At 59.5% G+C, this 22,684-nt stretch carries 23 protein-coding genes; 11 read left to right on the top strand and 12 right to left on the bottom strand.

All coding sequences use genetic code 11. The features are described from left to right. Nucleotides 1–244 precede the first annotated feature (244 nt). The 8 genes from AC0ZWN_RS19755 to AC0ZWN_RS19720 all read left to right on the top strand — a co-directional run bounded on the left by AC0ZWN_RS19755 (nt 245) and on the right by AC0ZWN_RS19720 (nt 8,217). A complete protein-coding gene (locus tag AC0ZWN_RS19755) occupies nt 245–1,144 on the top strand; it encodes a LysR family transcriptional regulator (protein WP_108226803.1) in 900 nt (299 codons plus the stop codon). Nucleotides 1,145–1,385: 241 nt separating this feature from the next. Further along, nucleotides 1,386–2,231, top strand: coding sequence for a formate dehydrogenase accessory sulfurtransferase FdhD (fdhD, locus tag AC0ZWN_RS19750; protein WP_476336206.1), 846 nt, complete (start codon nt 1,386–1,388; stop codon nt 2,229–2,231). Next, nucleotides 2,228–2,713, top strand: a complete 486-nt coding sequence (gene moaC, locus AC0ZWN_RS19745; RefSeq protein WP_476336205.1) for a cyclic pyranopterin monophosphate synthase MoaC — start codon at nt 2,228–2,230, stop codon at nt 2,711–2,713. The genes fdhD and moaC overlap by 4 nt, the downstream gene beginning before the upstream one ends. After that, nucleotides 2,710–2,961 carry a MoaD/ThiS family protein gene (locus AC0ZWN_RS19740; RefSeq protein ID WP_007918946.1) on the top strand — a complete coding sequence of 84 codons (252 nt, stop codon included), beginning with the start codon at nt 2,710–2,712 and terminating at the stop codon, nt 2,959–2,961. The genes moaC and AC0ZWN_RS19740 overlap by 4 nt, the downstream gene beginning before the upstream one ends. Before the next feature lie 3 nt (nt 2,962–2,964). Next, nucleotides 2,965–3,426: a molybdopterin synthase catalytic subunit MoaE gene (gene moaE / locus AC0ZWN_RS19735; RefSeq protein ID WP_476336203.1), complete on the top strand. Its 462-nt coding sequence runs from the start codon at nt 2,965–2,967 to the stop codon at nt 3,424–3,426. A 240-nt stretch (nt 3,427–3,666) separates the two neighbouring features. Continuing rightward, nucleotides 3,667–5,010 (top strand): chromate efflux transporter, encoded by a 1,344-nt coding sequence (gene chrA, locus AC0ZWN_RS19730; protein ID WP_460091285.1) that lies wholly within the window; start codon nt 3,667–3,669, stop codon nt 5,008–5,010. Nucleotides 5,011–5,419: 409 nt separating this feature from the next. Next, complete coding sequence (locus AC0ZWN_RS19725) at nt 5,420–6,784, top strand: glutamine synthetase family protein (protein WP_476336201.1); 1,365 nt, start codon at nt 5,420–5,422, stop codon at nt 6,782–6,784. A gap of 149 nt (nt 6,785–6,933) precedes the next feature. Continuing rightward, nucleotides 6,934–8,217: an NAD(P)/FAD-dependent oxidoreductase gene (locus AC0ZWN_RS19720; protein WP_093440744.1), complete on the top strand. Its 1,284-nt coding sequence runs from the start codon at nt 6,934–6,936 to the stop codon at nt 8,215–8,217. A 133-nt stretch (nt 8,218–8,350) separates the two neighbouring features. Here AC0ZWN_RS19720 and AC0ZWN_RS19715 read toward each other — a convergent pair whose 3' ends face one another. Together AC0ZWN_RS19715 and AC0ZWN_RS19710 are read right to left on the bottom strand one after the other, a co-directional pair. Further along, complete coding sequence (locus AC0ZWN_RS19715; RefSeq protein ID WP_116254933.1) at nt 8,351–9,136, bottom strand: DeoR/GlpR family DNA-binding transcription regulator; 786 nt, start codon at nt 9,134–9,136, stop codon at nt 8,351–8,353. 252 nt (nt 9,137–9,388) lie between these two features. Further along, a complete protein-coding gene (locus AC0ZWN_RS19710; protein WP_460129162.1) occupies nt 9,389–10,282 on the bottom strand; it encodes a LysR family transcriptional regulator in 894 nt (297 codons plus the stop codon). An 85-nt stretch (nt 10,283–10,367) separates the two neighbouring features. Here AC0ZWN_RS19710 and AC0ZWN_RS19705 point away from each other — a divergent pair, with 85 nt between their 5' ends. After that, a complete protein-coding gene (locus tag AC0ZWN_RS19705; RefSeq protein ID WP_476336200.1) occupies nt 10,368–11,144 on the top strand; it encodes an NAD(P)H-dependent oxidoreductase in 777 nt (258 codons plus the stop codon). A gap of 330 nt (nt 11,145–11,474) precedes the next feature. Here AC0ZWN_RS19705 and AC0ZWN_RS19700 read toward each other — a convergent pair whose 3' ends face one another. The 3 genes from AC0ZWN_RS19700 to AC0ZWN_RS19690 form a co-directional block, all read right to left on the bottom strand. Continuing rightward, nucleotides 11,475–12,497 carry an AbrB family transcriptional regulator gene (locus AC0ZWN_RS19700; protein ID WP_320336573.1) on the bottom strand — a complete coding sequence of 341 codons (1,023 nt, stop codon included), beginning with the start codon at nt 12,495–12,497 and terminating at the stop codon, nt 11,475–11,477. Nucleotides 12,498–12,648: 151 nt separating this feature from the next. After that, a complete protein-coding gene (locus AC0ZWN_RS19695) occupies nt 12,649–13,071 on the bottom strand; it encodes an HD domain-containing protein (protein WP_476336198.1) in 423 nt (140 codons plus the stop codon). 15 nt (nt 13,072–13,086) lie between these two features. Further along, nucleotides 13,087–13,476, bottom strand: a complete 390-nt coding sequence (locus AC0ZWN_RS19690; RefSeq protein ID WP_476336197.1) for a hypothetical protein — start codon at nt 13,474–13,476, stop codon at nt 13,087–13,089. 166 nt (nt 13,477–13,642) lie between these two features. Here AC0ZWN_RS19690 and AC0ZWN_RS19685 point away from each other — a divergent pair, with 166 nt between their 5' ends. Continuing rightward, complete coding sequence (locus AC0ZWN_RS19685) at nt 13,643–14,074, top strand: hypothetical protein (RefSeq protein WP_093440774.1); 432 nt, start codon at nt 13,643–13,645, stop codon at nt 14,072–14,074. Nucleotides 14,075–14,134: 60 nt separating this feature from the next. Here AC0ZWN_RS19685 and AC0ZWN_RS19680 read toward each other — a convergent pair whose 3' ends face one another. The 7 genes from AC0ZWN_RS19680 to AC0ZWN_RS19650 all read right to left on the bottom strand — a co-directional run bounded on the left by AC0ZWN_RS19680 (nt 14,135) and on the right by AC0ZWN_RS19650 (nt 21,413). After that, entirely contained in the window at nt 14,135–14,434 is a 300-nt protein-coding gene (locus AC0ZWN_RS19680) for a hypothetical protein (protein ID WP_093440779.1), read from the bottom strand. A gap of 199 nt (nt 14,435–14,633) precedes the next feature. Continuing rightward, nucleotides 14,634–14,969, bottom strand: a complete 336-nt coding sequence (locus AC0ZWN_RS19675) for a hypothetical protein (RefSeq protein WP_093440784.1) — start codon at nt 14,967–14,969, stop codon at nt 14,634–14,636. Nucleotides 14,970–15,048: 79 nt separating this feature from the next. Then, nucleotides 15,049–15,474, bottom strand: a complete 426-nt coding sequence (locus AC0ZWN_RS19670; RefSeq protein WP_007919295.1) for a hypothetical protein — start codon at nt 15,472–15,474, stop codon at nt 15,049–15,051. 507 nt (nt 15,475–15,981) lie between these two features. Next, a complete protein-coding gene (locus AC0ZWN_RS19665; RefSeq protein ID WP_007950154.1) occupies nt 15,982–16,530 on the bottom strand; it encodes a cupin domain-containing protein in 549 nt (182 codons plus the stop codon). Nucleotides 16,531–16,944: 414 nt separating this feature from the next. Beyond that, nucleotides 16,945–18,228: an NAD(P)/FAD-dependent oxidoreductase gene (locus AC0ZWN_RS19660; RefSeq protein WP_476336195.1), complete on the bottom strand. Its 1,284-nt coding sequence runs from the start codon at nt 18,226–18,228 to the stop codon at nt 16,945–16,947. A gap of 49 nt (nt 18,229–18,277) precedes the next feature. Continuing rightward, entirely contained in the window at nt 18,278–19,768 is a 1,491-nt protein-coding gene (locus AC0ZWN_RS19655) for an aldehyde dehydrogenase (RefSeq protein ID WP_476336194.1), read from the bottom strand. Nucleotides 19,769–20,036: 268 nt separating this feature from the next. Next, entirely contained in the window at nt 20,037–21,413 is a 1,377-nt protein-coding gene (locus AC0ZWN_RS19650) for a glutamine synthetase family protein (protein ID WP_093440801.1), read from the bottom strand. Between the two features lie 282 nt (nt 21,414–21,695). On the opposite strand from AC0ZWN_RS19650, the gene AC0ZWN_RS19645 reads away from it, so the two are divergent. Beyond that, nucleotides 21,696–22,457, top strand: coding sequence for a gamma-glutamyl-gamma-aminobutyrate hydrolase family protein (locus tag AC0ZWN_RS19645; protein WP_093440805.1), 762 nt, complete (start codon nt 21,696–21,698; stop codon nt 22,455–22,457). Nucleotides 22,458–22,684 lie beyond the last annotated feature (227 nt).

Genomic DNA, 22,684 nt, shown 5'->3' with positions numbered 1-22,684 from the left:
GTGCCACTTATGAGTACTGTCTAATCACTCTCGCCAACCACATTATCGACCGGCTCTATCGGTGCTTTTCACCTCGCTAAACGCCAGTAAAACCGGGCCTGATAGAGCTGATCGATAGTGCCTTAAATACTTCCGATTGGACGAACAACTGTTCAAGTGAGATCGTCGCACCCTGCGCTTTTCGTGCGTCTCGCGCATCCGCGTCAATACTCAATCAAAAAATCCCCATCGAGCAGGTGCCATCGTGGACATCAAACAACTCAAGTTCCTGATCGCGCTGGACGAAACCCGCCACTTCGGCCAGGCCGCCGCACGCTGCCACATCACCCAACCGACGTTGTCGATGCGCCTGCGTAATCTCGAAGATGAGCTGGATCTGGTGCTGGTCAACCGTGGCCAGCGCTTCGAAGGTTTCACCCAGGCCGGCGAACGCGTGCTGGCCTGGGCGCGCACCTTGCTCGCCGCGCATGACGGTTTGTTCGCCGAAGCGGCGGCGTGTCGCGGGCAACTGGTGGGTAGCTTGCGTCTGGGTCTGGTGCCGCTGAGCAGCTTCAATCCGGTCAATTACATTCAGGGTTTGTCGGGGACGTATCCGGAGTTGAAGTTCAGCCTGTCATCGCTCAGTTCCGACGAGATCATCGCCGGGCTGGGCAACAATCAGCTTGATCTGGGCGTCTGCTATCTGGACCACGTCAACCCGAACTATTTCGAGTTTTTCGAGATCGGCGAAACCCGCGTCGGCCTGCTCTACGACAACCGCCACTTCCAGTTCGAAGGCTCGGAAATGAGCTGGGAAGACGCCGCCGAATTACCGCTGGGGATGATCACCGCCGGCATGCATTACCGTAAATCCATCGACTTGAGCTTCCGCAGCCGTGGGCTCAGCCCGCAGCCGATCATGGAAAGCGACTCGACCTATCAGCTGTTGCAGGCGATTCACCAAGGCTTCTGCTGCGCGATCATGCCGCTGGACAGCGGGCTTGAGGAGCCGATCGAGCACCTGTCGTTCATGCAGTTGCCGGATGCCAGCGTGCTGGCGCCGCTAGGCCTGGTGATGCGCAAGACCGAGCCGCGTTCGGCGATTGCCGAGAAGTGTTTTGCCGAGGCGCGGAAGTTGTTTGGGGTTGAGGTTTCTGCCGAATAAGCAAGGGTGGATGTCCCGGCCTCATCGCTGGCAAGCCAGCTCCCACAGTTTCCGATGTGATCACAGTTTCTGTGCACGACACAGAAACCTGTGGGAGCTGGCTTGCCAGCGATGGGGCCTGACCAGCCAAGACAAATCCTGGTTGATCGACCAAAGCAATCACCACATCGGAACAAGCGATTGGACGCACTTTTAACGCCCCCGTAGCCTGAACACTCTTCAGCGCTTCGGGACTTTTCAGATGCTCTGCCACGTCGAAACCCTCACAGAATCCACCAGCGAACCCAACGCCCCCGCGCCACAACCGGCGCAAGTGGCGTTTCGCGAATACCTGCCCGCCGCCGCCATCTCCCACGCCGCGCTGGCTTCGGAAATCGCCCTCGCCATCAGCTACAACGGCCTCAGCCAAGCGGTGATGATGGTCTCGCCCGGTAACCTCGAAGACTTCATCCGTGGCTTCAGCCTGAGCAACGCGATCATCGACAGCGTCGACGAGATCTACGACATCCGCCTCACGCATTTCGATCAGGCCTGTCAGGCCGACGTGCAGATTTCCAGCCGGGCGTTCTGGGCCCTCAAGGATCATCGTCGGCAAATGACCGGCACCAGTGGCTGCGGCATCTGCGGCGTCGAAGCGCTTGAGCAGGCGTTGCCGCAACTGCAGATTCTGCAACCGTCAGCACTGCCGCCGGCCGAACATTTCGACGGCATTCGCCAACGCATCGAAGCCGCTCAACAACTGGCGCGCAGCAGCGGCGCCCTGCACGCCGCGCTGTACTTCGGCGCCGACGGTGAAGCGCTGCTGTGCCGCGAAGACATCGGCCGTCACAACGCCCTCGACAAGCTGATCGGCGCGATGCAATTCGCCGCCGTCGATGCCGCTGAAGGCTTTGTCGTGGTCACCAGCCGTTGCAGCCTCGAACTGATTCACAAAGCCGTGCGCGCCCGCCTCGGCACCCTCGTCAGTCTGTCCGCGCCTACCGCGTTGACCGTGCGCTGGGCACTCAAACACCGACTCAATCTGATCCATGTACCGCACCGCAACGCCCCGCGAATTTACAGCCCGATCCAGGAGTTTTCCGCATGAGCCACACCCTCACCCACCTCGACGATCAGGGCCGCGCCAACATGGTCGACGTCAGCGACAAAGCTGCGACCCGCCGCGAAGCCAGCGCGCAAGCCTGGGTGCAGATACGCCCGGAAACACTGCAAATGATCCAGGCCAACGGTCACCCGAAAGGCGATGTCTTCGCGGTGGCGCGGATCGCCGGCATCCAGGCCGCCAAACGTACCCACGAGCTGATCCCGCTGTGTCATGCGCTGCTGCTCAGTTCGATTCACGTCGAACTCACGGCCTGCGAACCGGACCGCGTGCAGATCACCAGCACCTGCCGCCTCACCGGCCAGACCGGTGTCGAACTCGAAGCGTTGACCGCCGCCAGCGTCGCCGCGTTGACCATTTACGACATGTGCAAAGCGGTGGACCGGGCCATGGTTATCGGCGATATCCGCCTGCTCAGCAAACAGGGCGGTCGCTCGGGGCACTTTCAATGGGAGGACGCGCAATGATCCTGATCAACTACTTCGCCAGCTACCGTGACCGGCTCAATCTGGGCGGTGAAAAAATTCCGCTGACTGACACGCTGGGCTGCGTGGAAGACGTGCGGCAAATGCTCATGCAGCGCGGCGATCTGTGGCGTGAAGTGCTCGGCGCCGGCAACCTGATGTGCGCGGTGAATCAGGAGTTGTGTCAGCCGAGTCAGGTGATTGAGGATTTCGATGAAATCGCGTTTTTCCCGCCAGTGACCGGAGGTTGATCGATGGCTATTCGAGTCCAGCACAAAAGCTTCGACGTCGGCCAGTTGACGGCTGATCTGCACGCGCGCAATCCACGGGTCGGCGCGGTGGTGAATTTCGTTGGTTATGTGCGTGATCTGAATGTTGGTCAGAGCGTGAATGAATTGTTTCTTGAGCACTATCCGGGCATGACCGAAAAAGCCCTCGAACAGATCGCCGAGGAGGCCCGCGAGCGCTGGCCGCTGTTGGGTGTGGAGATTGTGCATCGGGTCGGTGCGTTGTCGGTGAGTGAGCCGATTGTGTTTGTCGGGGTCAGCAGCAAGCATCGGCATATGGCGTTCGAGGCGTGCGCGTTCATCATGGACGTGCTCAAGACCCGTGCGCCGTTCTGGAAGCGCGAGACTACGCCTGAGGGTTCTCACTGGGTCGAGGGCCGTCAGAGCGATAGGGATGCGGCGTTGCGCTGGAGCCTGGCGCATGCCTGAAAAGCAAAAGCCCCTCACCCTAGCCCTCTCCCCGAGGGAGAGGGGACTGATTGGGGAATATTGCAGAGATTCACCGACTTGAAAGATTGGCTCTGAATCCATAATCGACTCGATCTTTCAGGTCGATGGATAACGCCAGACACCGCGGTCGGCCCCCTCTCCCTCTGGGAGAGGGCTGGGGTGAGGGTTAAAAGTCTGATTAGATAGCCACTCCGCCAGGATTCAACTCCGGAGTCTCGCTTGAGCACAGCGCCGAACAACCTGCCCCGCCCCGATCCCGTCACCCTGCGCCAGGCCTGGCGCTTCTGGCTGAAACTCGGCTGCATCGGTTTCGGCGGCCCGGCCGGGCAGATCGCGATCATGCATCAGGAGCTGGTCGAGCGTCGGCGCTGGATCTCCGAAAAACGTTTCCTGCACGCACTCAACTACTGCATGTTGCTGCCCGGCCCCGAGGCTCAGCAATTGGCGACGTACATCGGCTGGCTGCTGCATCGCACCTGGGGCGGTGTCATCGCCGGAGCGCTGTTTGTGCTGCCATCGTTGTTCATTCTGATTGGCTTGTCGTGGCTGTACGTCGCTTTCGGTGACGTGCCAGCGGTGGCTGGAGTGTTTTACGGGATCAAACCGGCAATCACCGCGATAGTGCTGCACGCCGCGCATCGCATCGGCTCGCGCGCCCTGAAGAATGCCTGGCTATGGGCGATTGCCGGGGCGTCGTTTGTGGCGATTTTCGCCTTCAATGTGCCCTTCCCTTTGATCGTCCTCGGGGCTGCGTTGATCGGCTATCTGGGCGGACGATTCGCCCCTCGGCGGTTCAACAACGCAGGTACGCGCAACAGCGAGAAATCCTTCGGCCCGGCGTTGATCGACGACGATACGCCGGCGCCCGAACACGCCCGTTTTAGTCTGCCGAAGCTGCTGCGCTTGGGGTTGATCGGCGCAGTGCTCTGGTGTTTACCGATGGCGTTACTGACGGTGCTGTTTGGCTGGGACGGCACGTTCACGCAAATGGCCTGGTTCTTCACCAAAGCCGCGCTGCTTACCTTCGGTGGCGCCTACGCGGTGCTGCCTTACGTCTATCAGGGTGCCGTCGGGCATTATGGCTGGTTGACGCCGACGCAGATGATCGACGGTCTCGCCCTCGGTGAAACCACCCCGGGCCCGCTGATCATGGTGGTGGCGTTTGTCGGTTTCGTCGGTGCGTACGTGCAACCGGCGTTCGGCCCCGAACATGCCTTTGCCGCCGGGGCGCTGGCGGCAACGCTGGTGACTTGGTTCACTTTCCTGCCCTCTTTTCTGTTCATCCTCGCCGGCGGGCCGTTGGTGGAATCGACGCACAACGAACTGAAGTTCACCGCACCGCTGACGGCGATCACCGCTGCCGTGGTCGGGGTGATTCTGAATCTGGCGTGTTTTTTCGCCTACCACGTGTTCTGGCCGAACGGTTTTGCCGGGAAACTGGATCTGTTTTCGCTGATGCTGGCGGTTGCGGCAGCATTGGCCTTGTTCGTTTTCAAACGCGGCGTGATCAGCGTGTTGATCGTTTGCGCCCTCGCCGGGCTGGGCTTTGAGCTGACGCGCTGAAGCGGGGCCTGTGAATCTCCCGTTTACAGGCCCGCGAATTCCCCCTTACTATCCGGGCACACCGGTCGGCGGGTCAGCCCGCCACCGACGTTTTCCGCCAACGGAAACACGCGTTATGAGTACGTCACCACAACAACGAAAATCGTTGAACGTCTCTACCCTGCGCGCCCTCTCCCACAGGGGCGGCGTATGAATCGTATCGTCAATCTCCCCATGGCCCTGCGCCGTTCCAAGCTGCGTCACTCCGCACGCCCGCCGGATATCGCCCGGTCTGTCTGATCGCGTCCGTTAAAGAACCGCGACAGTCCCCTGCTTCTTGATATCCCTGCCAGGACACCTACGCCTTTTTGTCGCGTCGTGTCCGGCCCGAATCTGCGCGCCTGCGCGGCGCCATCGTGAGTGATTGATTATGAAATTCGCAGCCATCGAAGACGCACGCCTGTTCCTTGAACAGAACCCCGATATCGACATGATCGAGCTGTTTATCCTCGACGCCAACGGCGTGCCGCGCGGCAAGCTGTTGCACCGTGAAGAACTGCTCGCCGTGTACCAAAGCGGTCGGCCACTACCCAGCACCATCCTCGGTCTGACCGTACAGGGTGAAGACGTCGAGAACTCCGGTCTGGTCTGGGATGTCGGCGACATCGACTGCCGCGCCTATCCGCTGGAAGGCAGTCTGGTGCGCCTGCCATGGCGCAAGATTCCGACCGCCGCCGTGCAGGTCAGCATGCACCCGACCGAGGGCATGCCCGCGAGCATCGCCGACCCGCGACACTTGCTGATCAAGGTTATCGACGGGCTCAAGGCCGAGGGTTATCACCCGGTGATGGCGTGTGAACTGGAGTTCTATCTGCTCGACGCCAAACGCGATCACAACGGTCGCCCGCAACCGGCGCTGGACGCTGACGGTGGTCGACCGCGACATACGCAGGTTTATGGTTTGCGCGAGCTGGAACAGATCGAACCATTCCTCGCCGACCTCTACAGCGCCTGCAAACTGCACGGCATTCCGGCGCGCACGGCGATCTCCGAATACGCCCCGGGCCAGGTGGAAATCACCCTCGAACATGGCGACACGCTGGAGGCGATGGATCAGGCCGTGCGCTACAAACGTCTGGTCAAAGCCATCGCCCACAAGCACGGCATGCAGGCGACCTTCATGGCCAAGCCGTTCGATGATCTGGCCGGCACCGGCATGCACATGCATGTGAGTCTGGCCGATGGCGCGGGACACAATCTATTCGCCTCCGAAGACCCGGCCGGTACTCCACTGCTGCGCACGGCGATTGGCGGCATGCTCGCGTCCTTGCTGGATTCGTTGCTGCTGTTCTGCCCGAACGCCAACTCGTATCGACGGTTTCAGGCCAACAGCTACGCGCCGCTGGCGCCGACATGGGGCGTCGATAACCGCACCGTCAGCCTGCGCGTACCCGGTGGCCCGGCCAATACCCGGCACATTGAACACCGCATCTGCGGCGCCGATGCCAACCCGTATCTGGCTGCGGCGGCGATCCTTGCCGGTATTCATCGTGGCATTCGCGAAGACCTTGATCCGGGCGCTCCGGTTGAAGGCAATGGCTATGCGCAGGCGAAGGAATTGCTGCCGACCGATTGGCTGACCTCGCTGCAGGCACTGGAGAATTCGGTGTGGGCGCGGGATGCCTTGGGGCGGGAATTTCTCGGGGTGTATCTGGCGGTGAAGCGTGCAGAGTACCGGCAGTTCATGGCGGAGGTGGGTGAGCAGGATTGGCGCTGGTATCTCACCGAAGCTTAACGATCCGACACCGAACCTGTGGGAGCGAGCTTGCTCGCGAAGGCGTCGTCACATTCAACATTTTGGGTGACTGACACATCGCTTTCGCGAGCAAGCTCGCTCCCACAGGGGACTGCACTCCGACTTCCGAACTTTGTGTGGACACTGACATGACCGAACGCTGCAATTCCTACTACACCGCCACCCTTAACCAGGACACCGACTACCCGACCCTGCAAGGCCGACACACTGTCGATGTGGTGATCATCGGCGGCGGCTTCACTGGCGTCGCCACTGCCGTCGAACTCGCCGAAAAAGGCCTGAAAGTCGCCATCGTCGAAAGCCACAAGATCGGCTGGGGCGCCACCGGGCGCAACGGCGGACAAGTCACCGGCAGCCTTTCCGGCGATGGTGCGATGCGCAAACAGATGCGTCCGAAACTCGGCGATGACGTCGATGATTTCATCTGGCACCTGCGCTGGCGCGGACATGAAATCATCCAGCAACGCGTCGACAAGTACGGCATTCAATGCGATCTCAAACACGGCCACTTACACGCCGCGTACAAACCCAGCCACATGACCGACTTGCGCAAGGATTATGAAGAAGCCGTGCGTCGCGGATTAGGCGATGAAGTCAGCCTGCTCGACCGCAGCCAGGTGCGTGATCTGCTGCAAAGCGACCTCTACCACGGTGCAATCAAGAACACCCGCAACATGCATCTGCACCCGCTCAACCTGTGCATCGGTGAAGCGCGAGCGGCGGAAAGTCTTGGCGCGCTGATCTTCGAAAATAGCGAAGTGCTGGAGATCATTCACGGCGCTACGCCTAGCGTAAGAACCGCCCACGGCCAGATCGACGCCAAGCAGGTGATGCTCGCCGGCGACGTCTATCACAAGCTCGAACCGGGACAGCTCAAGGGCAAGATTTTCCCGGCCATGGGCGGCATTGTCACCACCGCGCCACTGGGCGATCTGGCAAAACAGATCAACCCCGAAGACCTCGCGGTGTACGACTGCCGCTTCGTCCTCGACTACTACCGCCTCACCGCCGACGGCCGTTTGTTGTTCGGCGGTGGCGCCAACTACAGCGGCAAGGATTCACGGGACATCGCCGCCGAACTGCGCCCGTGTATCGAGCAAACCTTCCCGGCGCTCAAAGGTGTGCAGATCGATTACCAGTGGAGCTGCGCGATGGGCATCGTCATCAACCGCATTCCGCAACTGGGCAAGCTCTCGGACAACGTCTGGTATTGCCAGGGCTATTCGGGGCACGGCATCGCGACGACGCACATCATGGGCGAAATCATGAGCCGCGCGATCACTGGGCAGATGGAGCAGTTCGATACGTTTGCCGCGTGTCAGCACATTCGGGTGCCGATGGGGGATTTGCTCGGTAACCCGTTGCTGGCGGCGGGGATGTGGTATTACCAGATGCTTGAGCGCCTGCGCTGAAACATGTGTTGAATATACCGGCCCCTTCGCGAGCAAGCTCGCTCCCACAGTTGATCGAGTTCTATCTCAGAAACGCGTTCGAATGTGGGAGCGAGCTTGCTCGCGAAGGGGCCATCAAAACCACCGCAAAACCTCAATCCGGCAACTGCTCGACGACAATCCCCAACCGCCGATAATCCTCGACACTCCCCGACGCCACATGCCGTTCGGTAATCAGCGTATGCAGGCGCGTACAAGGCGCCACCACAAACGGCTCCACCGCTCCCAACTTGTCCGCCGAAGTCACCGCTATCACCCGCGTCGCGCCCTCCAGCATCGCCTGCTTCACCGGCACTTCATCGAAATGCAGCGAGGTAATCCCCACCTCCGGATGAATCGCGCACACCCCGGTAATCGCCAGATCCGCCTTGATCCCCGCCAGCAGCCGCAGCGCCTCATGCCCACCCGCCGCCATCGTTCGCGGGTTCAACTGGCCGCCAGCAAGAATCACTTTCACAGCCTTGAATTCGGACAAGGCAATCGCCGTCATCGGTGAAGCGGTCACCGCCGTGATGCTGATATCTGCACGTAACGAGCGCGCCACTTGCAGCGTGGTCGAGCCGGAATCGAACAGCACAATCTGCCCGTCCTCCACTTCCAGCGCCGCCCGTTGCGCCAAGCGAATTTTCACCTCATCCGTCTCGTCCAGCCGCGTGAAGTAATCCTTGCCGGAGTCTTTTGGACGCGGCAACGCGCCGCCGTGGACACGCTGCACCAGCCCGCCATTGTCCAGTTCGGCGAGATCGCGGCGGATGGTGTCTTCGGACACCGCAAAGTGCTGGCTCAATTCGGAGGCCATGACCTTGCCGTCACGCTCAAGGAGCAAAAGGATTTTCTGCCGGCGCAGGGATGGCAGTTCAGCCGCGGAATGATCGTGCATGGTTATGCCTGTTTATGCTTGTAGTTGCAGTTTTTTGCGAGCTTAGCCAAAGCCCTGAGCAAACACAAACCGGCGGGGTATCAATCGTTTCGATCATTGGAATCAACAAGGCGAATTTTTTCTTTGCTTTCAACCTGTTCAGAATGGCCCCACTCTAAAAGGCTCAGGATGAATACCTCATGAATCTCAATTTTGCGTTTGCGTGCATGATCGTCGTGTCGTTTGCGATTGCCCTGGGTCACGCCTAAGGCCTCAGACCGAAGCCAGCAATTGCTCGCGCAGCCATTTGTGCGCCGGATCGCGGTGCGAACGTTCGCCCCAGAACATCGCCATTTCGTAACCCGGCACTTGCAGCGGCGCGTCGACCACTTGCAAGGCCGGGTTGCCACGCACCAGACGTGACGGCAGCATCGCCACCAGATCGGTGCTCGCTAACACCGACATCGCCATCAGAAAGTGCGGCACCGACAACACCACTTTGCGCATCAACCCGACATCGGCCAACGTCCGGTCAGTCACCCCGAAAAAGCCCCCGCCCTCGCGCGACACCATGACGTGCTCCAGCGCGCAGAACTGTTGGCGGCTCGGCGCATGCATCAAATCTGGATGTCCGACTCTACCGGCGAGCACATAACGCTCGGTGAACAGCGGACGTCGATGCAACTCCGGCGGCGCGTCTTCGCTGATGTGCAGCGCCAGATCGAACACGCCCTGCTCGGCCTGTTTGATCAGATGCGCCGGCGTCAGATCGATCACCGCCAGACGCGTGCCCGGCGCCTGCTCGCGCAAGCTGCTCAGCGCCGGCAGCACCACCGTCGACTCGCCGTAATCGGTCGCGGCGATCTTCCAGGTGTGGGTCGCCTGCGCCGGATTGAACGCACTGGCCGGCGCCACCGCTCTCTCCAACGCCTCCAACGCTTCGCGCAACGGCTCACGCAACTCATCGGCGCGCGCCGTCGGGCGCATGCCGCGCGGCCCGGGCAACAGCAGCGGATCACCAAAGATGTCGCGCAACTTGGCCAGATGCACACTCACCGAAGGCTGCGACAGGTTCAGGCGCTGCGCCGCGCGGGTGACGTTGTGCTCCGCCAGCAGTACATCGAGGGTCAGCAGCAGATTGATATCCAGCCGTCTCAAATTATTCATAGCTATACCAGACATATCAGACATTCATTTCCAATATACCGGGTGAACGCCGATCCTGCAGTCACTCAGCTAACGGAGCTTCAACATGAACGTCTTACTCGTTTACGCCCATCCAGAACCGACCTCCCTCAACGGCTCGCTGCGCGACTTCAGCGTCCAGCGCCTGCAAGCCGCCGGCCACACCGTGCAGGTCTCCGACCTCTACGCGATGAACTGGAAAGCCACCCTCGACGCCGACGACGCCCCGCAGCGCGACGCGACGAAACCGTTCCACGCCTCGCTCGACTCGAAAGTCGCCTACGCCGAAGGCACCCAGGCTGCCGACATCGCCCGTGAGCAGGAGAAACTACTCTGGGCGGATGCGCTGATCCTGCAGTTTCCACTCTGGTGGTTCACCATGCCGGCCATTCTCAAAGGCTGGGTCGATCGGGTGTACGCCTACGGTTTTGCCTATGGCGTCGGTGAGCATTCCGACAGTCGTTGGGGCGAGCGTTATGGCGAAGGGAAAATGCAAGGCAAACGGGCGATGTTGATGGTCACCACCGGCGGCTGGGAATCGCACTACGCACCGCGTGGGATTAACGGGCCGATGGATGATTTGTTGTTTCCGATTCAGCACGGGATTTTGTATTACCCCGGTTTTGAAGTGGTGCCACCGTTTGTGGTGTATCGGACGAGTCGGATGGATGCGGCGCGGTATGCCGAGACTTGTGATGAGCTGGGGCGGCGGCTGGATGAGTTGTGGAGTGCACGGCCGATTGGGTTTCGGCAGCAGAATGGTGGGGAATATGAGATTCCTGCTATGACCTTGAAGAGCGATATCGCGCCGGATAGCGAAGGCTTCCAAGCACACATCCGCTAGCGCCGCATTGCCCTCACCCCAGCCCTCTCCCAGAGGGAGAGGGAGCCGACCGTGTTGGATGTTCGAGTTACGCCGACCTGGTATATCGAGCCGAACTCAAATTTCGAACAGCCCACAATCGGCTCCCTTTCCCCCTCGCCCACCTGGGAGAAAGGGGACTGACCGAGTTGCTTTTTCGCGCCACACCGATCTGATATCTCGAGTTGAACTCAGCTTTTGAAAGGCATCGAGATCGGCTCCCTTCCCCCTCGCCCCCCTGGGGGAGAGGGCTGGGGTGAGGGGGATGGATCTAACTGACACGCCGCAACATGCAGGCATCAGTGGCTCCGGTCAGGCCTCTTCGCGCGCCCGCCGCACTTGCACCAACAACGCCGGCGCGAAATGCAACAACACCATCCGGCTCAAATGATGCGTCAGAATAAACACCACATTCAGCCCGCCACCAAACGCGACAATCGCAATCGTCTCAATCGCCCCCGGCATATACGCCAGCCATAGCGACAGCGGATCACTGCCCAACCAGCGTGCCGCGACTTCAGCAAACACCGCCGCGACCACGATCATCAAACCAACCGAGACCAACGCCGTGCGGCCGTGACGCGTCAGCTCCGCGAAGCCGAGACCTTGAAACCGTGAGCCGATCCGCACGCCGAGAATCAGCGCCGCCAGGTTCAGACTCCAGTCCGGCATGTGAAACCCGTGCAACCATCCCGATTTCACAAACACCGCCGTAATGATGATCGCCGTGAGCATGAACGGCGCCGGTACGCCGATCACCAGCAGCAAGCGCCCGAGCAGCACGCTCAACGCGATCACCGAAAACGCGGTCAGCGCCATGCCTGTCGTCAAAGGGTCGCCATCGGCAACCGCCACGGCTGCTGCCTGGCCGGGAATCAAGAAACTCACCAACACCGTGATCAACAGCAACCGCATCAGGTGCACGATGATGACCTTGCTTGACGCCTTTTCCGACTCGAGCAAATCGAACACTGCGGCCAGCGCACCGGGATAAACCGCCAACAGCGCATCAGTGCGATTCCAGCCTGCGCCGCGCGTCAGCCACCATCCGGCGAGCGCGATCTGCACCGTCAGGCAAATCAGCAACACGCCGAGGCTTGGCAACATGGTCGAGGCCGTCGCGCTGTCCCACGCTTCGAACATCAGTCCGGTGGCGATGCCCAGCGTGACCTGGATGTAGCCCAGTCCATAAGGAGTTGCCGGCGCGATACCAGTTTTGCTGGCAAACAAAGCGGTAACGACAATCGAGCCTAACAGCAGGCCATGCGGCACGCCTTCGAACTGCAACAGCGCGCCGAAACCGGCAGCCATCAACAAACAGAGAATGGATTTCATAGTCGCCTTCCTGGCTAATAAACTGACCCAACATCACCCAATAATGATTAGTCCCTGTGGGAGCGAGCCTGCTCGCGAAAGCGTCGCCAGTCGCAGATAAGTCACTGACTCGACGCCTTCGCGAGCTGGCTCGCTCCCATAGGGATTTCGTTCACATACGCAACCGTGCAATCGCCCTTCGATACTTTTCGACTCGCTCCAGATCTTCCCAACTCGGCGAGGCAATCCGCGACAGGTCGCTGTTCTCTTCCAGATCCGCCAATTTCACCACCCGACCGATCGGGTTCTGTGCGGCGCGGTCGACGAAGTCTTCATAGGATTCGCCCGGCACTTTGGTCACCGATTCGATAGCGCTCAAAACTTCCTCGCTGAAGCCTTCCTTGCGCAAATCATCGAGGCTGACACCACAGTCCTCAACCACATCGTGCAGCACGGCGACGATGCGTTCTTCCAGCGTGCTCATCCGTAACATGACTTTCAGCGGATGCAGAATGTACGGCGCACCGCCCTTGTCGACCTGCCCGGCGTGGGCCGTGGCGGCGATGGCGATAGCGCGTTCGAGGGTCTGGGTCATGGGAGTCTCCGTGGGTTAAACGCCGTAGCGGCCGCCGACGTGGATGTTGCGTTTGAGCCAGTTGCCGATTGCCCTCAGGCGTCCGATGGGCTTCGCAGGCCCGGAATGCCGCTGAAGAATCAGCGACACCAATGTGGCCTGATCGGCTTTTGGATGGGCATCGATCAACTCGGCAACCCATGCGCAATCGGCCTTTTTCAGATGCTCGCGCCACTCTCCAGGCCAGGCATCCAGCTCATCCAGCGCCAACCATCGGGCACCGCCATGCTCCATATGCCCGCCGGACATCGACTGCTCGAAACAGAAAGGCGTGTCTGGCTTGGCAGGGTCAATGTGGAACAGGTAGATGTCGTGGAATGGGTGCTGCGAGGGGGACGCATTATTGCGGCTGCCAATTTCGATCATGGGCAATGTTCCAATCCTTGGGCGCTGAATGTTTCCGATTGTTTCGCAGTGTACGCCATGGGAGCAAATCAAAAACCCGATGGAACCTCCCTCCTCCGCGCCGTCTCGAAACTATAAAGCGCCAACATGATTGATCAGACCCGGCGCCTTTGAAGAGGAAACCCCGATGAACATTCGCTTCCTGCTTCTGATCGCCACCTTCGCCATCATCCCCACCTGCGTCATGGCCGAAGGCTGCGACGTGCAGACCCAATCCTCCAGCGCCTCGGTGCCGTCGGTCGAAAGCCACAGTTGTTATGAATACGAAGGCATGCCGGTGAACTCAATCGACTGGTCGTGCAGCAACGAAAGCAAAGACATGCTCAGCAGCACCAAAACAAAGGTCGAGCACTGCGCCGATCACTATCAGGCTACATGTATCGCCACGATTACCCAGGAATCTCTGGCCAACCCGCACTCCACCAGCAAGGACAAAAACGCCAAAGCCCTGAACATCCCCGACAACGCACAAGTGACCACGTATTACTACGACGTAGAACATTTGGCTCAGGCGCGGATTGATTGTGAGAATGGTGGTGGGCATTGGAAAACGAAGTAAGAGTCTGGCAGGCATTAAAAGCCCGGCTCAAGGCCGGGTTTTTCAAACGCACACCATTGACTAGCTGCCACCTCCGCTGCCGCCGTTGCCACCACCGCTGCTACTGCCTCCGCCCTGACCCGCGCCACTCGGCTTGGAACCAGCGGGCACTGGCCCATTGTCGGTTTTACCGCCATCCGCGCCTGGGGGCAGCGCATTGGCGTCCGGATCGGCATTCGTAGCGGGCGAAGCTGGCTCCCGCGTCTGGCTGCTGCCATCGTTCGCCGTCGGGGTGGACGTTTCGCCAGCCGCAATTGCATATAGCGAACTGCCGGAGATAAGCGCCGCGAGTGTAAACACCGCAATTTTATGGTTCAGCATGGTGCTTTTCCTTTGCTAGGTGAGTTACAGCATTGGAAGACCGGCTGGCGTGAAGGTGCGGTGTATCGGATGAATGGTCATTGTTTAGGCAAAAAAAACCGACGCCTGTTCAGGCATCGGTTTCCCCTATTGGTGACAGGTACCGGATATCAGCGCTTCATCGCTTCACACTGGCTGCGCAGAATCTTTCAATTGGCACTTATTCTTTGGGCGTACTGACCAAGCAGGCAGAGAAGTATTTGTTCTGGAATTCAGTGGTCGCGGCCGTTTGCTGCTCTGCGGTTTCGCGCCGTGGCTCTTCATATGCATCTTGAATGAGCCTCTGATACATCTTGGTGATCAACTTATTCTCATTTTTTTCCGATATATCCCAAAGCGTCGCCATGGGAGCACCATCCTGACGCGCCTGCATCACGACCATCGCGGCGTTTTCCAGGATCTTGCAGCCTTTCAGATATTCGGTTTTTGAGATGGCTTGTGCGGAAAAGCTGCAAGTAAGTAATGCAGCACATACAAAAAGACGATTACGTAGCACAGTGTTCTTCCTTGGAAAAATGGCCCGGGACTCTATCATTGATATCGTAATGCCATCAATTCGAACTGATCTGCAAGGTTCAACGTTTCAGGGCTTCGCAGCGGGTGCGCAGGTCATGGTTGTCGATATTCCCGCAACTGCTGCCGCCGGTCGTGGCGTTGCAATAGGCTCGTTGATCATGGTCATCGATGTTGCCGCAGGAACTGTTGCCCTGCTCCGCATTGCACCGCGCACGCAAGTCGTGATTATCAATATTGCCGCAACTGCTGCCGCTCTTCTTCGCGTTGCAGTAGGCGCGCTGATCATGGTCATCGATGTTGCCGCAGGAGCTGCCTCCCAACTCGGCGTTGCACGAGGCGCGCAAATCGTGATTATCGATATTGCCGCAACTGCTGCCGCTCTCCCTCGCATTGCAATAGGCCCGCTGATCGTGGTCGTCGATGTTGCCGCAACTGGCGAACGTGTAACTGCTGAACATCAACAACATGGCGAGTAATAGTCTCATCACACACTTCCTTGGGTTGCCAGGAAACAGCCTGGCACTGGTTGATCCTGTTCAATGAGCGTCGCGACACGCCATCAAATTGACATCGTTTTTTAGGAAAGTTCAAATTGAGGTGTGTGCGGATTTGAGTTCTGAAAAAGGCGCAGGAAAACGCGCCGTGTGGTGAGGGGATTCGTCCGTCGAGAGCATCGCCAGGATCCTGGTGCAGGATGTGAGTGATGTGTTTCGGATGATTGAGCAGCGGGGGTCTGAGCCCGCCTCTTAAAAAGAACAGGTAAGGAAAGCGCGGGCATTCCTACTCCACGCATTAGCGAAGTGATGCAGGCAAACCTAAAAAGAAATAATCCGCACTGGTGACAGATCACTTTATAAATAGATCTGTCACCTTTTCGTTTTTTCCTGGAAAAAACTGATTCTTCGGAAACGGCATGATTAAAAAATCTTGCATAGCCGTCTTCTATTCTAAATGACACCTGATGAGGGCAGCCTTATGGCTGCCCTCATTAATTAGAAATTCGCTGGCGTATTCGCACTAATAATCTCAGCCTCATCCGCCCCGATATTCCGAAACTTATGCGGTAGCGTCGTCGGAAAATAATACCCATCCCCCGCATTCAACACACTCACCGACCCATCCACGGTCAACTCCACCGTGCCACGGGTGACAAGCCCACACTCCTCGCCCTCAGCATGCACAATCGGCTCTTCCCCGGAACTCGCGCCCGGTGCGTATTGCTCACGCAGCAAGCGCATTTGGCGGCTGGGCACGGAGGCGCCGATCAGCAGCAGGCGCAGGCCGTGGCGGCCGAGGTCGGGTTGTTCGTTGGCGCGGAAGACGTATTGGTGTTCGCGCGGGGGTTGGTCGAAGGTGAAGAAGTCGGCCAGGGACATCGGTATGCCTTCGAGCAGCTTTTTCAGTGAGCTGACGGAGGGGCTGACGCGATTCTGTTCGATCAGGGAGATGGTGGCATTGGTCACGCCGCTACGCCGGGCCAGCTCACGCTGGGAGAGTTTGTAGCTTTCGCGTACTAGTTTGAGTCGAGAACCCGTATCCATGACTGCCTTATGTGAGAACGACTTAAGGGCGATGGGGGTGGGTGGCGGGTGACGCGCCGAGGGCGCGGATCACGTTGCTCCCGTGTCCCGGAACCGTGAAAGGCGGCTATTAAATCACGTTTGCCGGTGTTGCTCAGCAGGTTCGATGGACGGAGGGATAAAAGTCCCTCTGGCCTTGGTAATACGGACCTGTAGGAGTGAGCCTGCTCGCGATTGGGCGGCACATTCACCATTATTTTTGACTGGATAACCGCCTTCGCGAGCAAGCTCGCTCCCACAGGGTTTGTGGTGTTTCTGTGGGAGGGAGGGTGGCTGGGCTGGCCTCATCGCGAGCAGGCTCACTCCTACATTTTGATATTTGGTGTATCAGGTAAAAAACCGGCGGGGTCTTGGGGCCGCCGCCGGGGAGGTAACCTAGATGCCGAAACGGTCGCGCAGTGAGTAGTAGACGGCGCCGAGGGCGGTGAGCGGCGCGGAGAACGTGCGGCCGCCGAGCATTGGCATGTGCGGCAGCGATGCGAAGGCGTCGAAACGTTCGGCGTCACCACGAATCATTTCCGAGATCAGTTTGCCGGCCAGGTGCGAGCAGGTGACGCCGTGGCCGCTGTAGCCTTGCATGTAGTAAGCGTTCTTTTCGATGCGGCCGAATTGCGGCATGCGTGACATGGTCAGCAGGAAGTTGCCGGTCCAGCGGTAGTCGATTTTCACGTCTTTGAGCTGCGGGAAGGTCTTGAGGATCTTCGGGCGGATCAGTTGTTCGATGTCGTCCGGCTCACGCGCGCCGTAGACCACGCCGCCGCCGTACAGCAGACGGTTGTCGGCGGTGAGGCGGTAGTAATCCAGCAGGTAATTGCAGTCTTCGACGCAGTAGTTGTTGGTGATCAGGCTGCGCGCCTGTTTTTCGGTCAACGGCTCGGTGACGACGATCTGCGAGCCGCACGGCATGCTTTTCGCGGTCACGCGGTTGTCGAGACCTTGCGGCAGATAAGCGTTGCCGGCGATCAGCAAGTACTTGGCGCGGACCTGACCTTTGGCGGTGCGCACGACGTTAGGCTCGCCGTATTTGATTTCTACAGCCGCTGATTGCTCGTAAATCTTGCCGCCCAAACGCGTGATCGCAGCCGCTTCACCCAGCGCCAGATTCAGCGGGTGAACGTGGCCGCCCTGCATGTCGAGCAGGCCGCCGACGTAGGCATCGGAGCCGACTTCACGACGAATTTCAGCCGCGTCGAGCATCTTCAGATTACGGTTGCCATAACGTTCCCAGCCGCGCTTCTGCTCAGCCAGACCGTTGAGTTGTTTCTTGTTCATCGCTGCGAAGATACCGCCCGGGCGGTAGTCGCATTTGATGTCGTATTCCTTGATGCGCGAACGGATGATGTCGGCGCCTTCGAAGATCATGCTGCCGAGGATTTCTGCGGTCTTGTCGCCGTAGCGCTCTTCGATCACGTCGACGTCGCGGCTATACGAGTTGACCAGTTGACCGCCGTTGCGACCACTAGCTCCGTAGCCGACTTTCGCAGCTTCCAGCACCGTCACTTTGTAGCCGGCTTCGGTGAGGAACAGCGCCGAAGACAGGCCGGTATAGCCGGCGCCGATAATGCAGACATCGCACTCGACCGACTCTTCCAGAACCGGGAAGTCGATAACTTCATTGCGAGTGGCGGCGTAGTAGCTGTTTACGTGTTGCTGTTTCATACGTTTCTCCGAGGGCCGCCAATCAAAGGCGACCACCGCTGTAATAGAGTCAGAGCTTGATCCAGGTCGCTTTCAGCTCGGTGTACTTGTCGAACGCGTGCAGCGATTTATCGCGACCGTTGCCCGACTGCTTGAAACCACCGAACGGTGCGGTCATGTCGCCACCGTCGTACTGGTTGACCCAGACGCTGCCGGCACGCAGGCCACGGGCGAAGGTGTGCGCCTTGCTGAGGTTGCTGGTCCAGACGCCGGCGGCGAGGCCGAAGATGCTGTCGTTGGCGATCTGCAGCGCTTCTTCGGCGGTGTCGAAGGTGATCAGCGACAGCACTGGGCCAAAGATTTCTTCCTGGGCGATGGTCATCGCGTTGGTCACGCCGTCGAACAGCGCCGGTTGCACATAGAGGCCGCCGGTTTCTTCGAGGGTGCGTTGGCCGCCGGCGATCAGCTCGGCGCCCTGCTCGCGACCAATGCTGATGTAGCGCAGCACGTTGTCGAGTTGACGCTGATCGACCACGGCACCGACGGTGGTCGCCGGATCCAGTGAATGACCGGGTTTCCACGCTTGCAGCGCTTCCACCAACAGCGGAATGAATTGCTCGCGAATCGAGCGCTCGACCAGCAGACGCGAACCGGCGGTGCACACTTCGCCCTGGTTGAAGGCAATGGCGCCGGCCGCTGCTTTTGCTGCCGCGCGCAAGTCCGGGGCGTCGGCAAACACCACGTTCGGGCTCTTGCCCCCGGCTTCGAGCCAGACGCGTTTCATGTTGCTTTGGCCGGCATAAATCATCAGTTGCTTGGCAATCGCCGTGGAGCCAGTGAAGGCCAGCACGTCGACGTCCATGTGCAACGCCAGCGCCTTGCCGACGGTGTGGCCGAAGCCTGGCAGAACGTTGAACACGCCCTTAGGAATGCCGGCATCCAGCGCAAGTTGAGCAATGCGGATCGCGGTCAGCGGCGACTTTTCCGAAGGCTTGAGGATGAACGAGTTGCCCGCCGCCAGGGCCGGCGCGAATTTCCAGCTGGCCATGATCAGCGGGAAGTTCCACGGCACGATGGCCGCAACCACGCCCGACGGCTCGCGAGTGACGAGGCCGAGTTGATCGTGCGGGGTGGCAGCAACTTCGTCGTAGATCTTGTCGATGGCTTCGGCGCTCCAGCGGATCGCGTTGGCGGTCGCCGGGATGTCGATGCTCATCGAATCGCTGATCGGTTTGCCCATGTCGAGGGTTTCCAGCAGCGCCAGTTCTTCCTGGTTTTGCAGGATCAGATCGGCGAAGCGAATCAGAATGCGTTTGCGCTCGGCCGGGGCTTTTTTCGCCCACACGCCGGACTCAAAAGACTGGCGCGCGACTTCAACGGCGAGGTTGGCGTCGGCTTCATCGGTGCTGGCCACGGAGGCGAGGAAACGGCCGTCGACAGGGCTCAGGCATTCGAAGGTGTCGCCACTGATGGCCGGGCGGTATTCACCGTTGATGAATGCGCGGGCTTCGATGGTCAGGGACTGGAAGCGTTGTTCCCAGTCGTTGCGGGTCGTTGTCATTGTTGTGGCTCGACAAGGGGGGATTGGGGGTGTCGGGTTGCTGTGTCTGGGTTGAGATGGCTGCCCCTCACCCTAGCCCTCTCCCGGGGGTAGAGGGGACCGACCGAAGTGTCTTGGGATCTGCACCGACCTGAACGACCGAGTCGAATATGGATTCGGCAAAAATCGTTCAGGTCAGCGGATTGCCCGAGCATCCCCGGATCAGTCCCCTCTCCCTCCGGGAGAGGGTTAGGGTGAGGGGCTTTTGGCCTTTGGGGCCCTCAAACACTCAGACCGTATGCAGATACCAGTTGTACTCAAGGTCAGAAATCGAGTTCTCAAACTCGGCCAGCTCACTTTCCTTGCACGCAACAAACACGTCGATGTACATCGGGTCGATGTAGCGGGCCATGACCTCGCTGTCGTCCAGCTCACGCAGCGCGTCGCGAAGGTTGTTCGGCAGGCTCTGTTCGTTCTGCTCGTAGCTGTTGCCTTCCACCGGGGCGCCCGGCTCGATCTGATTGGTCAGACCGTGGTGAACACCGGCCAGCACCGACGCCATCAGCAAGTACGGGTTGGCATCGGCACCGGCGACGCGATGCTCGATACGCACAGCGTCGGCCGAACCGGTTGGCACACGGACCGCAACGGTGCGGTTGTCGATGCCCCAGCTCGGCGAGTTCGGTACGTAGAACTGCGCGCCGAAGCGGCGGTACGAGTTGACGTTCGGGCAGAGGAACGCCATTTGCGCAGGCAGGGTCTCCAGCACACCGCCGATCGCGTGACGCAGTGCGGCGTTCTGCTCGGGATCCTCGCTGGCAAAAATGTTGTTGCCCTCTTTGTCCAGGATCGAAATGTGCACGTGCAGACCGTTGCCCGCCTGGCCCGGATACGGCTTGGCCATGAAGGTGGTGTCCATCTCGTGGTCGTAGGCGATGTTCTTCACCAGACGCTTGAGCAGGACGGCGTAGTCGCACGCCTTGATCGGGTCGGAAACGTGATGCAGGTTGACTTCGAACTGCGCCGGGGCGCTTTCCTTGACGATCGCGTCAGCCGGGATGCCCTGCTCTTTCGCACCTTCAAGGATGTCTTGCAGGCAGTCGACGTATTCGTCGAGATCGTCGATCAGATAGACCTGGGTCGACACCGGACGCTTGCCGGACACCGGCGAACGTGGCGATTGCGGACGGCCGTTCACGTTGTCCTGATCGATCAGGTAGAACTCGAGTTCGAACGCCGCGCAAATGGTCAGGCCGAGGTCGTCGAATTTGCGCACGACGTTGGCCAGCACTTCACGCGGGTCAGCGAAGAACGGCTGGCCTTCGATCTCGTGCATGGTCATCAAGAGTTGTGCGGTTGGGCGCTTCTGCCACGGCTCGATGCTCAGGGTGCCGGGGATCGGGTAGCAGATGCGGTCAGCGTCGCCGATATCCAGACCCAAACCGGTGCTTTCCACCGTGGAGCCATTGATGTCGAGCGCGAAAAGCGAGGCCGGCAGGTTGATGCCTTTCTCGTAAACCTTATGAAGACTGGTGCGTTCGATGCGCTTGCCGCGCACCACACCGTTCATATCCGCAATCAGAAGGTCGACGTACAAAACCTCAGGATATTTCTTAAGGAATGCGTTTGCTTCGTTGAGTTGAACGGTACGCAGAGGGACCGACATGATGCACCTATTTAGCTGTTAATTATTATGTTCACTGCTGTTTCGCCGAGCCAGTCAACCCGAACGGCAAAGTGAAGTCAATAGCGAACAGATGGCCGCTCAGGGTTTATTTTTCGGGCTTTTTTTAACACCTGCGTGCCAATACAGGCGCCAGAGCCCCGAGAATCATGAAGATATGATGAACGGCGTTTAGAATTTTTTACATGGCAGTTGTTAATTAAAATCAACGAGGCTAAGCTCCGGAAAAGCTCGTTCAAGTGTCAAACTTCGAGGTGAATAAAAATGGCATTCAAGCCATTGATCGGCGTTACTGCGTGCGTCAAACAGATTGGCCTGCACCCCTATCACATCAGCGGCGACAAGTACGTACGTGCTGTCAGCGTTGGCGCTAACGGGTTGCCAGTGGTCATTCCTTCCCTTGGCAACCTGACTGAAATCGAAGACCTGCTCGGTCAACTCGACGGTCTGCTGCTGACCGGCTCGCCCTCGAACGTGGAACCTTTCCACTATCAAGGCCCGGCCAGCGCCCCCGGCACGGATCACGATCCGGCGCGAGATGCCACCACCCTCCCTTTATTGCGTGCAGCCATCGCGGCGGGCGTTCCAGTGCTCGGCATTTGCCGGGGCTTCCAGGAAATGAACGTGGCGTTCGGCGGCAGCCTGCATCAGAAGGTGCATGAGCTGCCGGGCATGCTCGATCACCGTGAAGCCGACAGCCCTGACGTGGCCGTGCAATACGCACCGGCTCACGCGGTGACGGTATTGAGCGGCGGCGTGTTCGAAGCGCTGGGGTTGCCGGGTGAGTTCCAGGTCAATTCGATTCACAGCCAGGGCATCGATCGTCTCGCGCCCGGCCTGCGTGCCGAGGCCGTGGCGCCGGACGGTTTGATCGAGGCGATCTCGGTCGAGCACAGCCCGACCTTCGCCCTCGGCGTGCAATGGCACCCGGAATGGCAAGTACTGGACAACCCGAACTACCTGAAGATTTTCCAGGCCTTCGGCGCGGCTTGCCGGCTACGGGCGACGCGGCGCAACCAGCGCTGACACAACACAAGAATCCGTAACGATTTACTGCCCCCACGGACGTCGGGTGTGCCTTTGCGCATCCGTCATTCGTGAACAACACCCGTAATAACAACAAGTACGACCCAGGCAGCCAGGACGGCGGCGCCGACCAAGCCGGACGGCGGGAGCAAGACCTTCAGATCAATGCAATACCCTGTGGGAGCGAGCTTGCTCGCGAAAGCGGTGTGTCAGGCAACAACGACGGC

This window comes from Pseudomonas sp. 3B-A001-10F (assembly GCF_056313565.1).
Note: the sequence above shows the minus strand (reverse complement) of the source record. Positions and strands in the feature narration are given on the sequence as shown.